The organism is Actinokineospora cianjurensis (genome assembly GCF_003663795.1).
GTDB lineage: Bacteria > Actinomycetota > Actinomycetes > Mycobacteriales > Pseudonocardiaceae > Actinokineospora > Actinokineospora terrae.
The window spans coordinates 1,734,188-1,746,603 of the sequence record NZ_RCDD01000001.1 but is presented as its reverse complement, the minus strand read 5'-3'; the positions used below and the strand labels follow the sequence as shown (position 1 = coordinate 1,746,603).

General features: G+C 68.0%; 12 protein-coding genes. 5 read left to right on the top strand and 7 right to left on the bottom strand.

From position 1 onward, the window contains the following. The first annotated feature begins 1 nt into the window (after position 1). Positions 2-478 carry an NUDIX hydrolase gene (locus tag CLV68_RS08300; RefSeq protein WP_121389868.1) on the top strand — a complete coding sequence of 159 codons (477 nt, stop codon included), beginning with the start codon at positions 2-4 and terminating at the stop codon, positions 476-478. On the opposite strand, the gene CLV68_RS08295 is transcribed toward CLV68_RS08300, so the two are convergent. Further along, positions 466-1,053, bottom strand: coding sequence for an HD domain-containing protein (locus CLV68_RS08295; protein ID WP_121389867.1), 588 nt, complete (start codon positions 1,051-1,053; stop codon positions 466-468). The genes CLV68_RS08300 and CLV68_RS08295 overlap by 13 nt on opposite strands. A 97-nt stretch (positions 1,054-1,150) precedes the next feature. On the opposite strand from CLV68_RS08295, the gene CLV68_RS08290 reads away from it, so the two are divergent. Beyond that, on the top strand, positions 1,151-1,948 hold the full coding sequence (locus tag CLV68_RS08290) for an inositol monophosphatase family protein (protein WP_246009721.1): 798 nt from the start codon (positions 1,151-1,153) through the stop codon (positions 1,946-1,948). A 28-nt stretch (positions 1,949-1,976) separates the two neighbouring features. Next, positions 1,977-2,213, top strand: coding sequence for an NUDIX hydrolase (locus CLV68_RS35970; protein WP_170224155.1), 237 nt, complete (start codon positions 1,977-1,979; stop codon positions 2,211-2,213). Positions 2,214-2,511: 298 nt separating this feature from the next. On the opposite strand, the gene CLV68_RS33320 is transcribed toward CLV68_RS35970, so the two are convergent. The 6 genes from CLV68_RS33320 to CLV68_RS08265 form a co-directional block, all read right to left on the bottom strand. Continuing rightward, positions 2,512-3,402, bottom strand: a complete 891-nt coding sequence (locus CLV68_RS33320) for a DEAD/DEAH box helicase (protein ID WP_147459914.1) — start codon at positions 3,400-3,402, stop codon at positions 2,512-2,514. 948 nt (positions 3,403-4,350) lie between these two features. Next, the gene (locus tag CLV68_RS08285; RefSeq protein WP_121389866.1) at positions 4,351-4,746 is read right to left on the bottom strand and encodes a hypothetical protein; all 396 of its coding nucleotides are present in this window, start codon (positions 4,744-4,746) and stop codon (positions 4,351-4,353) included. A 52-nt stretch (positions 4,747-4,798) separates the two neighbouring features. Beyond that, positions 4,799-5,953, bottom strand: coding sequence for an acyl-CoA dehydrogenase family protein (locus CLV68_RS08280; protein WP_121389865.1), 1,155 nt, complete (start codon positions 5,951-5,953; stop codon positions 4,799-4,801). A gap of 1 nt (position 5,954) precedes the next feature. Continuing rightward, positions 5,955-7,934: an acetyl/propionyl/methylcrotonyl-CoA carboxylase subunit alpha gene (locus CLV68_RS08275; protein ID WP_121389864.1), complete on the bottom strand. Its 1,980-nt coding sequence runs from the start codon at positions 7,932-7,934 to the stop codon at positions 5,955-5,957. 2 nt (positions 7,935-7,936) lie between these two features. Next, complete coding sequence (locus CLV68_RS08270; protein ID WP_121389863.1) at positions 7,937-9,550, bottom strand: carboxyl transferase domain-containing protein; 1,614 nt, start codon at positions 9,548-9,550, stop codon at positions 7,937-7,939. Between the two features lie 297 nt (positions 9,551-9,847). Beyond that, complete coding sequence (locus tag CLV68_RS08265; RefSeq protein WP_121389862.1) at positions 9,848-10,636, bottom strand: SGNH/GDSL hydrolase family protein; 789 nt, start codon at positions 10,634-10,636, stop codon at positions 9,848-9,850. A gap of 159 nt (positions 10,637-10,795) precedes the next feature. On the opposite strand from CLV68_RS08265, the gene CLV68_RS08260 reads away from it, so the two are divergent. Continuing rightward, positions 10,796-11,386, top strand: a complete 591-nt coding sequence (locus CLV68_RS08260) for an SACE_7040 family transcriptional regulator (protein WP_121389861.1) — start codon at positions 10,796-10,798, stop codon at positions 11,384-11,386. A gap of 197 nt (positions 11,387-11,583) precedes the next feature. After that, positions 11,584-12,405, top strand: a complete 822-nt coding sequence (locus CLV68_RS08255; RefSeq protein WP_121389860.1) for an SAM-dependent methyltransferase — start codon at positions 11,584-11,586, stop codon at positions 12,403-12,405. Positions 12,406-12,416 lie beyond the last annotated feature (11 nt).

Here is a 12,416-nt window from a genome sequence, read left to right as displayed (position 1 = left end):
CATGGCACGAATCGACTACTTCGACGATCCTGATGCCCCGGCAGTCAACAGCGTCGTCCCGTCAGTCACCGTTGTCGTTCGCAATGAGGACGGGCACCTGCTGCTGATTCACAAGATCGACAACAACCTGTGGGCTCTGCCCGGCGGAGGTCACGACCCCGGTGAGCGCATCACCGACACCGCTGTCCGCGAGACCTGGGAGGAAACCGGCTTGGCCGTGCGCGTCCTCCGCCTGGTTGGCACCTACACCGACCCGCGCCACGTCATCGCCTATGACGACGGCGAGGTCCGCCAACAGTTCTCCCTGTGCTTCGAAGCCAAATGGACCGGCGGCGCTCCCCGCGAAGACGGCACCGAGACTCGCGCCGTGAAGTGGGTCAACCCCGCCGATCTCGACGGACTCCAGATCCACCCCTCCATGCGCCTACGCATCGACCACGCCTTGGACCCCGACCGCACCAGTCCCTACCTGGGCTGAGACTCGCCCACTCGCGCCAAGGTCCGTTCGACCGAAGGACGCAGTTCCTCCCTGGCCACCAGCCATGTCCGGTGGACCGGGTGGTCGGGTTCGTAGCGCCGCAGTACCTCGTCGATGCGCTGGTCATACGTGCACGGCTCACCAGATGGAGTGGTCGTCAAGTCCGCCGTAACCAGGGCGTCCATCACCGGGCTGGTCTCCAGTTCGAATGCCGCCAGCTCAGCCGACAGCCCTCGCTGCGCCGCCTCGAACCGCGCCCCGGAGTGATGAGCGACCAGCCGGACGACCTGCTCCGGGAACCGCTCCGCCCGCAAGTACCGAGCCCCATCCAACGGATGAAACCGCGTGCGCCCAATCTCCGGCGCATACCCGACGTCATGCACCCACGCAGCCGCCACCAGTACATCCCCCGACGCACCCCCACCCACCGCGGCCCGCAATCCCTCCGCCCGCCGCGCCACACCCCGCACGTGATCCCACCGCCGCCCCAACGGCGACACCAACCGCTCAGCCACCTCACGGGCGGCCTCCACCAACCTCGCACCTTCGCCCTGCAACACCGGGGACCCACTCATAACCCAACACTAGGAGTTCCACCACGGACGCGCCGCAACATCCGCCGCCGTCATCCACCCCCGCTGACATCACCCACACGGTGCCAACATCGAGACCATGAACCGCATGGCCCCCGCGACTGGCCGCCAAGCACTACTCGCCATCGCCGAGAACGCCATCTCCCTCGCCCGTGACCACATCTCCCGAGCGGGTCCCCTCGCCGTCCACGACAAAGGCGACCGTGACCGGGTGACAGACATCGGCATCGAACGAGCCGTGCGCGCCTACCTGCACGAGCAGACCCCGGACATCGGGTTCCTCGGCGAGGAAGAAGGCTCCACCGACGTCGGCCGATCCATGTGGACCCTCGACCCCATCGACGGCACCTCCAACCTGGTCCACGGCGTCCCCCTCTACGCCGTATCCCTCGCCCTGGTCGTCGACGAACGCCCCGTGGTCGCTGTCATCGACCTCCCGGCCCTGCACATGCACTACACCGCCGTATCGGGAGCCGGTGCCTACTCAGCCCACGGCCGCATGAGCGCCAGCGTTACCACGTCCCTCGCCGATTCGTTCGTCTCACTCGGCGACTACGCCGTGGGCACCGACGCCGAGGACAAGAACCGCGACCAAATGGCCATCACCACACGCCTAGCCGACCGCGTCGAGCGGATCCGGATGTTCGGCTCAGCCGCGATCGACCTGGCCTGGGTCGCCGAAGGCCGCACCGACGCCACCGTGATCCTGTCCAACAACCCCTGGGACACCGCCGCAGGCATCCTCATCGCCACCGAAGCCAGAGCACTCGCCACCGACATCACCGGACAACCCCACAGCTTCCAGTCGACAACCACCGTCGCCACTACCCCCGAAATAGCCGACGAGCTACTGCACCTACTCGACGCCAACCCATAGGCTGAGTGTTCGAGTCTAGGAAGGGCGGTTGCCATGGCACGAATCGACTACTTCGACGTCCCCTACGCCCAGCCGTCAACAGCGTCGTCCCCCAGTCACCGTCGTCATCCGCAACGACGCCGGACACCTGCCGCTCATCCACAGAGCCAACAACAACCTCTGGGCACTTCCCGGCGGCGGCCACGACCCCGGCGAACGCATCACCGAAACCGTCGTACACGAACCCGTGACGAGACCGGCCTCGACGTCCACGTCCTACGCCTAATTGGCACCTATACCGACCCTCGCCACGTCGCCCACACGGACGGCGAAGCCCACCAACAATTATCCTTCTGCTTCGAAGCCGAATGGACCGACGGCACACGCCACGAAGACGGGACCGAAACCAATGCCGATAAGTGGATCAACCCCGCCAGCCTCGACACCCTCACCATTCCTCTATAATCCCCCTTCTATGCACCTCCGTACGACCTCGCTTTGGGCGCCCCCGGACCACGCCCTACCTGGGCTGAGCACGTTGGTAGTTCCAACCAGCACGTATCTGATTGTTGAACCGCGCAGTTTCACTGCCGCTTAGTCATAGGGATTGATGCGATCAGCATCAGGCGTATAGTTCCAGCGTCGCCAAAATCGACGGTCGCCGTCGCGCGAACCCCAGCACCTGATCTATCTACCACCAAACCTTCGCCGTACTTTTCGTGAACAACTCTGCCTCCAGCGGAGAGGTCATCAAAACCCCTGCCGTTGTGTTTGCCCGCTCGCCCCTTCGGGGCGATCGGCTTCTTGACAGGCGGTGGCGCGCCTAATTCTTGCGCTATCGCCTCGGCGACGTAGTAGATGTGGTCGATCGCCAGTTTGGTCTCCCACTCCGATATGGGATATCGATTTCCCCGGCGATTTGGATCTCGATCGGCTTCATGTGCGATCCTATTTCTCCGCTGTACGATACTCCTTAGTGCCCCTACCGCCGAAGTGCTTGATGGGTCGCTACCTTCAGCAAGTCGCCGCTCCACGCCAGCCCATAGAGGTGCGTCGCTCACGATGCTCAACGCTTGCTTGATCTTATCCGGACTCTGAAATGATTGGTATCCAAAATGACTCTCGAGATAGGCGACGAATTCACCTTCTAGCGTAGCCGATTGGTGGTGAACATTCTCAAACAAGCTCATGGGGATTTGCAGTGTCAGAAACTTCTTCGGGCGCGGCGCATCCGAGTTGAGAGCAAAGGCTAGCGCCCGTTCGTATAACTCTCGATGTATCCAATGGTCTAGAGCGGAAACGGCCTGCACCCAAGCGGCCCGGTAGAGGTCGGCTACGTCGAAGGCGCCAACTCGAAGGTTTTCAAGATGTTGACCACCCGCGACAAGATTGCGCGCGTAGGCGAGATTGCTTTCGAAGTCTTTAAATGCATCGGTCCGCCACCCACTTGCGTCCAAGCTGTCGCCGCTGGTCATGAGATGAGTATGCCGTACGAGAATCTCCTTATCGTTGCTGAACCTGCCTCTATGGGATCAAGGCCGCGCCGCCTGCGCGGCGCGGCGAGCTGGCCGGACCGGTTCGCTGGTGGTCCGTATCCATCGCGCCACGGCGCGGGCTCCCGCTTCGCTCCGCCCGCGCGGGCGCGCGGCACGGCCGGGCGACCGGGGCCGGGACGCTGCACCGCGCAGGCGGCACGGCATAGGTCGATGAGGGCCAGGCGCATGAGGACGGGGCTTCCTCTCGCCGCAATCGTCTAACGCTGGGATGGCGCCATCAAGGGCGCCTACGGCGTCGCTACGCGATGGAGCGAGCTCCACCCTTGACACCACCCTCCCAGCGCTAGGGCGGCCAGTGCGAGGAAGCGGAGGCGACCAAGTCCCTCGAACTCCACTCAGGTCGTCGAGTCACTGTAGGGAGCACCCGATGCGCAGCAGCCACCGCGACCCAGGCCCCAACCAGATCTCCATATGGAACCGCTACCAACTGGCAGAACGGGCCACCTACGAGGCTCCGCGCTCTGCCAGGGCCGCGTCTTCAAGAACGGCCAGGCCCAGGCCGACGCCGCGCAGGGCCAGCGACACCGTGCCCCGCCGATACGCGGCAACTAGAGGGAAGAACGCCGTTGTCCATTGGCCTCGCACCGCCACGATGCAGGCTGACTGCGAGGGTGGAGACCAAGACCAGACCGTGAAAGGTCAGGCCGTCTCCAGGCCGTCAGACGTCAAACGTCAAACGGTGTTGACCGACAACGACCGTCGACCACCGGAAACGCCCAGGTCAGAGGTCATATGCCCAACTAGCCCCCAAGGCAGCGAATCCGGCGAATAAGATCCTCGACATCTTCGAGGGCACCCAACAAATCCAACAACTCATCGTGGCCCGCCGCCTGCTCGGCAAGTCGTCGACCGAGCTGAAGTGAGCGCCTAGTCCCAGTGGTTGAAGAGAGCTTCGCCGACGGTGGTGGGGCGCCAGTACTTGATGTCGTACGGCAAGACGTGCGGCCAGTCCTCAGCGCGGAATGGGGCGTCCAGTTCGGCGAACGACAGTGCGCGGTAGGGGGTCGAGCGCAGTTCGGCGAGCAGGGCGTGATGATCGACGAAGGTCAAGGGCCCGGAGTCGGTTGCGACGGTGGGCCTTGCGACCGCGGCGAGGGCGTGCGTGCGAGTAGCGACGACGGCGATCGTCTCGATGCAGTAAGTGAGCACGCACTCGTGGAAGTTCGGAGTGACGCCGGCAGCGACGCGGAACTCGACGCGTGTTGCCGCGGTGCGGCTGGCCAGTGCGTGGCAGGTGCCGCGGAAGGTCTTGAGGTCGTCCACCAGGACAACCTAGCTCGGGGGACCGGGTAGGTGTCCCCCGAGCAGCGAAGACTCAGCCCAGGCCGAGTTCGCGGGCGATGAGGATGCGTTGGACCTCGCTGGTGCCTTCGCCGATTTCGAGGATCTTGGCGTCGCGGTAGAAGCGGCCTACGGGGAATTCGTTCATGAAGCCGTAGCCGCCGAAGATCTGGGTGGCTTCTCGGGAGTTGTCCATGGCGGCGTTGGAGGCGACGAGTTTGGCGATGGCGGCCTCGCGCTTGAAGGGTTGGCCGCGCAGCATCTTGGCGGCGGCGGCGTAGTAGGCGAGGCGGGCGGTGTGGACGCGGGTCTCCATGTCGGCGATCTTGAACTGGATGACCTGGTACTCGCCGATCTTGCGGCCGAACGCCTCGCGCTCGCGGACGTACTTGAGCGACTCGTCGACGCACCCCTGGGCCAGCCCGACCGACAGCGCCGCGATCGCCACCCGGCCCTCGTCCAAAGTGGACAGGAACTGCGCGTACCCGCGGCCGCGCTCGCCGAGCAGGTTCGCCTCTGGCACCCGCACGTCGTCGAAGGCGAGTTCGTGGGTGTCCGAGGCGTTCCAGCCGACCTTGGAGTACTTCTTGCCGACGCTGAAGCCCGGGGTGTCCGACGGGACGATGATGGTCGAGATCTCCTTGCGGCCGTCGGCCTTCACGCCGGTCACCGCGGTCACCGTGACGTGCGAGGTGATGTCGGTGCCCGAGTTGGTGATGAACGCCTTCGAGCCGTTGATCACCCACTCGCCGCCGTCGAGCCGAGCCGTGGTCCGGGTCGCACCAGCGTCGGAGCCGCCGCCCGGCTCGGTCAACCCGAAGGCGCCCAGGCGTTCACCGGCGGCAAGGGCGGGCAGCCAGCGCTGCTTCTGCTCGTCGGTGCCGAAGCGGTACAGCGGCATCGCGCCGAGCGACACCCCCGCCTCCAGGGTGATCGCGACCGACGAGTCGACGCGCGCGAGTTCCTCCAGCGCCAGGCACAGCGCGAAGTAGTCGCCGCCCATGCCGCCGTGCTCCTCGTCGATGGGCAGGCCGAACAGGCCCATCGCGGCCATCTTGGCGACGATCTCGTACGGGAACTCCTCCCGCTCGTAGAAGTCGCCGATGACCGGGGCGACCTCCTCGCGGGCGAACTCCTGCACGGTCTTGCGCAGCGCCTCGTGCTCCTCGGGCAGGGTCAGGTCGATCACGTCAGTCCTCCGATGGGGTTACCACGGCAAGGGTCTGGTTCAGCGCGACCTGGTTGCCCGCGTGCACCAGCAGTTCGGAGACCACACCGTCGACCTTCGCGGTGATGGTGTGCTCCATCTTCATCGCCTCGACGACCAGCAGCGGCGCGCCCGCGACCACCCACTCGCCCGCCGAGACCTTCACGACCAGCACCGTGCCCGGCATCGGGCTGGTGATCGGACCGCCACCGCCACTGGCGGCAGCGGCACCCTCCGAAGTGGAGCGCTCGGCGACCGCCCAGGTCCGGCCCTCAGCGGCCAGCCACAGCGTCTCGTCAGCCAACGCCCTGGCGTACCGCAGGTTCCGGCCACCGTAGGTCACCAGGAGCGAGCCATCCACAAGCGACACCGATGCGTCCACAACAGACCCGTCGCCCACCTGGACCTGGGCCGAAGCAGGCGATCCAGTCACCAGGACCGTCACGTCCCGGTCACCGCAGGTCAGCCGGAACGGGATCGCGGCCGCTCGACCGACCCGCCACCCGCTGGGCACCGACCACGGGTCGACCACGCCGTCAGCGGGCTGCAACGCCAGCAGTTCGTCCAGCGCCGCCGCCGCGAACACCTCGTCCGGCACCGGTTCGGCCTTGGTCAGCTCGTCCAGCCGCCGCTCGACCAGCTGAGTGTCGAGCCTGCCCGCGCGCACGTCCTCGTCGGCAAGCAGCGCCCGCAGGAACGCGATGTTCGTGCCCACCCCGAGCACCGCCGTCGACGCCAGCGCCGAGGACAGCCGGTCGATGGCCTGGGCGCGGTCGGCGCCCCAGGTGATCACCTTGGCCAGCATCGGGTCGTAATCGGAGCCGACGACGGAACCGGGCAGCAGCCCGGAGTCCAGCCGCGCCCAGTCCGCTGTGGACGACCGCACGTCGAGCACGCGCCCGCCGGTGGGCAGGAAGCCGGTGCTCGGGTCCTCGGCGTACACCCGGGCCTCGACCGAGTGCCCGCGCAGCACCACGTCGTCCTGCACGAGGGCCAACGGCTCCCCCGCGGCGACCCGGATCTGCTGCTCGACCAGGTCCAGCCCGGTGACCTGCTCGGTGACCGGGTGCTCGACCTGGAGCCGGGTGTTCATCTCCATGAAGAAGAACTCGTCCGGCCGGTCGGCGGAGACGATGAACTCGACGGTGCCCGCGCCGCTGTAGTCCACGGCCTTGGCCGCGTCGACCGCCGCCGCGCCCATCCGCGCCCGGGTGGCCTCGTCCAGCAACGGGGACGGCGCCTCCTCGATGATCTTCTGGTGCCGCCGCTGGAGGCTGCACTCGCGCTCACCGAGGTGGATCGCGTGCCCGTGCGAGTCGGCCAGCACCTGGATCTCGATGTGCCTGGGCCGCAACACGAAGCGCTCGATGAGCAGCGTCTCGTCGCCGAAAGACCCACGGGCCTCGCGCCGCGCCGACTCGATGGCCGCGCGCAGCCCATCACCCGACTCGACCAGCCGCATGCCCTTACCGCCACCGCCCGCGGACGGCTTAAGAAGCACCGGGTAGCCGATCTCCTCCGCGGCGGCCACCAGGTCGTCGTCAGACATACCTGGCTGCGTGCGCCCGGGAACGACAGGCACCCCGGCAGCGCTAACAGTCAGCTTCGCCCGGATCTTGTCGCCCATCGCATCGATGGCGGACGCGGGCGGCCCGATGAACACCAGCCCCGCGGCGGCGCAGGCCCGCGCGAACTCGACGTTCTCGGCGAGGAACCCGTACCCCGGGTGCACCGCCTCGGCGCCGGAGTTCACCGCTGCCGCGACGACCTTGTCGATGGCCAGGTAGCTCTCACGCGCGGCGGCAGGCCCGATGCGCACGGCCGTGTCGGCCTCGCGCACGTGCCGGGCGCCCGCGTCGGCGTCGCTGTAGACCGCGACCGACCGGATGCCCAGCCTGCGCAGGGTGGTGATGACCCGGACGGCGATCTCGCCCCGGTTCGCGATCAGGACACTGGAGAACATGCTCACATCCGGAAGACGCCGTAGCGGACAGGGTCCAGTGGCGCGTTGGCCGCGGCCGACAGCGCCAGGCCGAGCACCTGGCGGGTGTCGGCGGGGTCGATGACCCCGTCGTCCCACAGCCGGGCGGTCGAGTAGTACGGATTGCCCTGCGCCTCGTACTGGTCGCGGATCGGCGCCTTGAACGCCTCCTCGTCCTCGGCCGACCAGTCGCCGCCGCCACCCTCGATCTGGTCGCGGCGCACGGTGGACAGCACGGACGCGGCCTGCTCGCCGCCCATCACGCTGATCCGCGCGTTGGGCCACATCCACAGGAAGCGGGGCGAGTACGCGCGGCCGCACATCGAGTAGTTGCCCGCGCCGAACGAGCCGCCGATGACGACGGTGAACTTGGGCACCCGGGCGCAGGCGGTGGCGGTGACCATCTTCGCGCCGTGCTTGGCGATGCCGCCTGCCTCGTAGTCGCGGCCGACCATGAAGCCGGTGATGTTCTGCAGGTAGAGCAGCGGGATGGAGCGCTGGTCGCACAGCTCGATGAAGTGCGCGCCCTTCATCGCCGACTCGGCGAACAGCACGCCGTTGTTGGCGACGATGCCGACCGGGTGGCCGTGGATCCGGGCGAACCCGGTGACCAGGGTCGAGCCGTACTCCTTCTTGAACTCGCGGAACCGGCTGCCGTCCACGACCCTGGCGATGACCTCGCGCACGTCGTACGGGGTGCGCGAGTCGGTCGGCACGACGCCGTAGAGGGTCGACGGGTCGACCGCGGGCTCCTCGACCGGGGCGACCTCCCACGGGCGCGCGGCGCGCGGGCCGAGGGTGCTGACGATGGAGCGGACGATGCGCAGCGCGTGGGCGTCGTCGTCGGCGAGGTGGTCGGTGACGCCGGAGACCCGGGAGTGCACGTCGCCGCCGCCCAGTTCCTCGGCGGAGACGACCTCGCCGGTCGCGGCCTTCACCAGCGGCGGGCCGCCCAGGAAGATCGTGCCCTGGTCGCGAACGATGACGGCCTCGTCGCTCATCGCCGGGACGTAGGCGCCACCCGCGGTGCACGAGCCGAGCACGGCGGCGATCTGCGGGATGCCCTTGGCGGACATGGTGGCCTGGTTGAAGAAGATCCGGCCGAAGTGGTCGCGGTCGGGGAACACGTCGTCCTGCTTGGGCAGGAACGCGCCGCCGGAGTCGACCAGGTAGACGCAGGGCAGGTTGTTCTGCAGCGCCACCTCTTGGGCGCGCAGGTGCTTCTTGACCGTCATCGGGTAGTACGTGCCGCCCTTGACGGTGGCGTCGTTGACCACGACGACGACCTCGCGGCCGGACACCCGCCCGACCCCGGTGATCACCCCGGCCGCTGGCGCGTCGTCGCCGTAGAGGCCGGTCGCGGCCAGCGGGGAGAGCTCCAGGAACGGCGACCCGGGGTCGAGCAGCGAGTCGACCCGGTCCCTCGGCAGCAGCTTGCCCCGGCTGACGTGCCGGGCGCGCGCCTTCTCCGGCCCGCCGAGCGCCGCCTGGTCGAGGCGGTCCCGCAGGTCGTGCACCAACTCGTCGTGCGACTTGGCGTTGCGCTGGAAAGCCTCGTCCGCCGGATCCACGGCACTGCGCAACCTGGGCGCGTCCATCCCGCTCCTCGCGCTGTTAGCCACCGTTAACTGCCACCCGGATGTTAGCGCTCGCTAACACCCAGGTCCAGCGCGCGGCCCGGTTGCTCCGTCCGGCCCTGTCCGCAGGGGGTGCCTCCATGGTGGGACGCCGGGGCGGGACACACCGGACGCGCACCCGAACGGGGGACAGATCCGGGCACGGCGGAGGGGCCGCCCGAGCGCCGGGCGGCCCCTCCGTGAGTCCGATCAGGTGAGTCCGATCAGGTGTCCGATCAGGTGGTTCCGAGCAGGTGGTTCCGAACAGGTGGTGCGCGGTCAGCCGGTGACGGCGCGGAGGGCGGCGTAGTAGCCGCTGTTCTGGCCGGTGGTGTTGGGGTGGTAGGACTCCTCGACCGGCCAGGTGATGCTGTTGAGCCAGCGGGTGCTGGCGGCGCAGATCTCGTGGTTGGTGAAGGTGGTGCGGGTGTCGACGAAGGTGAAGCCGAAGGCGGCGGCGCGGGCCGAGGTGACCGTGGCCAAGACATCTGAGGACTGGTTGATCGCGGCGCGCTTGGTCTCACTGAGGCCGACGACGCAAGAGCCGCTGGTCTTGTAGATGCGCGGGTAGCCCAAGACCACGACGCGGGCAGAGGGGGCGCGGTCGCGGATGGCGCGGTAGACCGAGTCGAGCCTGCCCGGCAGGGTGGTGCGGGCGAAGTTCTGGGCGGTCTGGTTGCGGCTGACGCAGGCCGAGTCGGAGCTGAGGTTGCACTCGGTCATGACGTTGGCGAACCCGGCGTCGTTGCCGCCGATGGAGATGGTGACCAGCGCGGTGTCCGAGGTGACGGAACCGACCTGGCCGTTGAGCACGTCCTGGGTCACCGCGCCGGAGCAGGCGGCGAAGGTGAAGGCGGACGGGGCGTGCGAGTTCGCCCAGAGCTGGGGGTAGGCGTTGGCGCTGCGCTTGCACGAGCCGCTGCTGCCGTAGCTCCCGGCACCGAGTCCGGACGAATAGGAGTCACCGAGGGCGACGTACTTGCCGACGGCGGCTGAGGCGGGGGTGGCCAGGCCGACCAGCGCTAACACGGCCAGGACGACGATGGGCAGGGTCTTGGGGACACGCATTAAAAGCCTCCGGGGCAGGGAGGGATTCCCGACAGGATCATCACTACCAGCCACCGGGCGAACACGGAACTGCTCGGTAACTTATTCACCCTTGCCACTTGGTGAACGCCATCCGGTTAGTCACCGCTAACCCCCTACACCCCCCTGCCATACGATGAACTGGTGTCACCAGCAGCGGAGCCCGTCGCGGACAAGCCGAGCAGGCGGGAGCAGATCCTCGCGGCGGCGGCGGAGCTGTTCGCAAGACACGGGTTCCACGGGGTGGGCATCGACGACATCGGCTCGGCGGTCGGCATCTCCGGTCCCGCGCTCTACCGGCACTTCCGGTCCAAGGACGCGATGCTCGGCGAGATGCTCACCTCCATCAGCGAGGTGCTGCTCGACGGCGGCCAGTCCAGGGTCGGCGCGGCCCGCTCGCCGCACGACACCCTGGGCGACCTGGTCCGGTTCCACGTGGACTTCGCGCTGGACAACCCGGCGCTGATCACCGTGCAGGAGCGCAACCTGGGCAACCTGACCGACCCGGACCGGCGCAAGGTGCGCGGGTTGCAGCGCCGCTACGTCGAGCTGTGGGTCGAGGTGGTCAGGACCGCGGTGCCCGAGACGGAGGAGCCGACCGCGCGGGCCCAGGCGCACGCGGTGTTCGGGCTGATCAACTCGACCCCGCACAGCAGGCACCTCGACCGCGCCCAGATGGCCGACCTACTCACAGGAATGGCCTTAGCCGCCTTAGTGCCTGCACGTGCCTGAACGGACGTCAATGGCCTAGACCATGCCTCACCTGGGCGGATGCCGCCATCCACTCGGCCCCGGCCGGGCGAGCCCAACGTCCCTGGTGCGGCAAGACGTTCGGCTCCTGTCCGGCTACCCTGTCGGGTGAGTAACCTTCCGGTCACCGAGCGGTGAGCAGACCAAGTGACGGGCGGCGACGGGTGAGCGTGCCGGGGATGGACGGGGCTGGCGCCGACGCGACCAGCTGGGTCCCGGATGGGATCGATCTGGAGCGGCCGAGCGCGGCGCGGCTCTACGACTACCTGCTCGGTGGCGCGCACAACTTCGCCCACGACCGGGAACTGGCGGAGCGGTTCATCAAGGCGCAGCCCAACGGGCGCGAGATCGCCAGGCACAACCGGTCGTTCCTGCGGCGCTCGGTGCTGATGCTCGTCGAGCTCGGGGTGCGCCAGTTCCTCGACCTCGGCTCCGGCATCCCGACCGTGGGCAACGTGCACGAGATCGCGCAGACCGCGGACCCGACGTCGCGGGTCGTCTACGTGGACTACGAGGAAGTCGCCTACGCCCACAGCACGATGATGCTCGCCGACAACCCGCTGGCGACCATCGTGCAGGCCGACCTGACCCGCCCGCAGGACATCCTGGACGCGCCCCAGACCCGCGAGCTGCTCGACTTCGACCAGCCGATCGGGCTGCTGATGGCCGGGGTGTTCCACTTCGTCGCGCCCGAGAAGGACCCGGCGCGGCTGGTCGCGCGGTACCGCGACGCCATCGCCCCCGGGTCGTACCTGGCGTTCTCCCAGTTCACCAGGGACCTGATGCCGACCGAGATGGACCGCATCGTCGAGGTCATGAAGTCGAGCAGGGACCCCATGTACCCGCGCTCGCACGCCGAGATCACCGCCCTGTTCGCCGGGTTCGACCTGGTGGAGCCGGGGATCGTGCCGACCGCGCTGTGGCGGCCCGACCTGGGCTTCGACGACGGCGGCGACCCCAACCGGGCCGGGATCTACGCGGGCGTCGGGCGCAAGCGCTGACGCCATGAGCC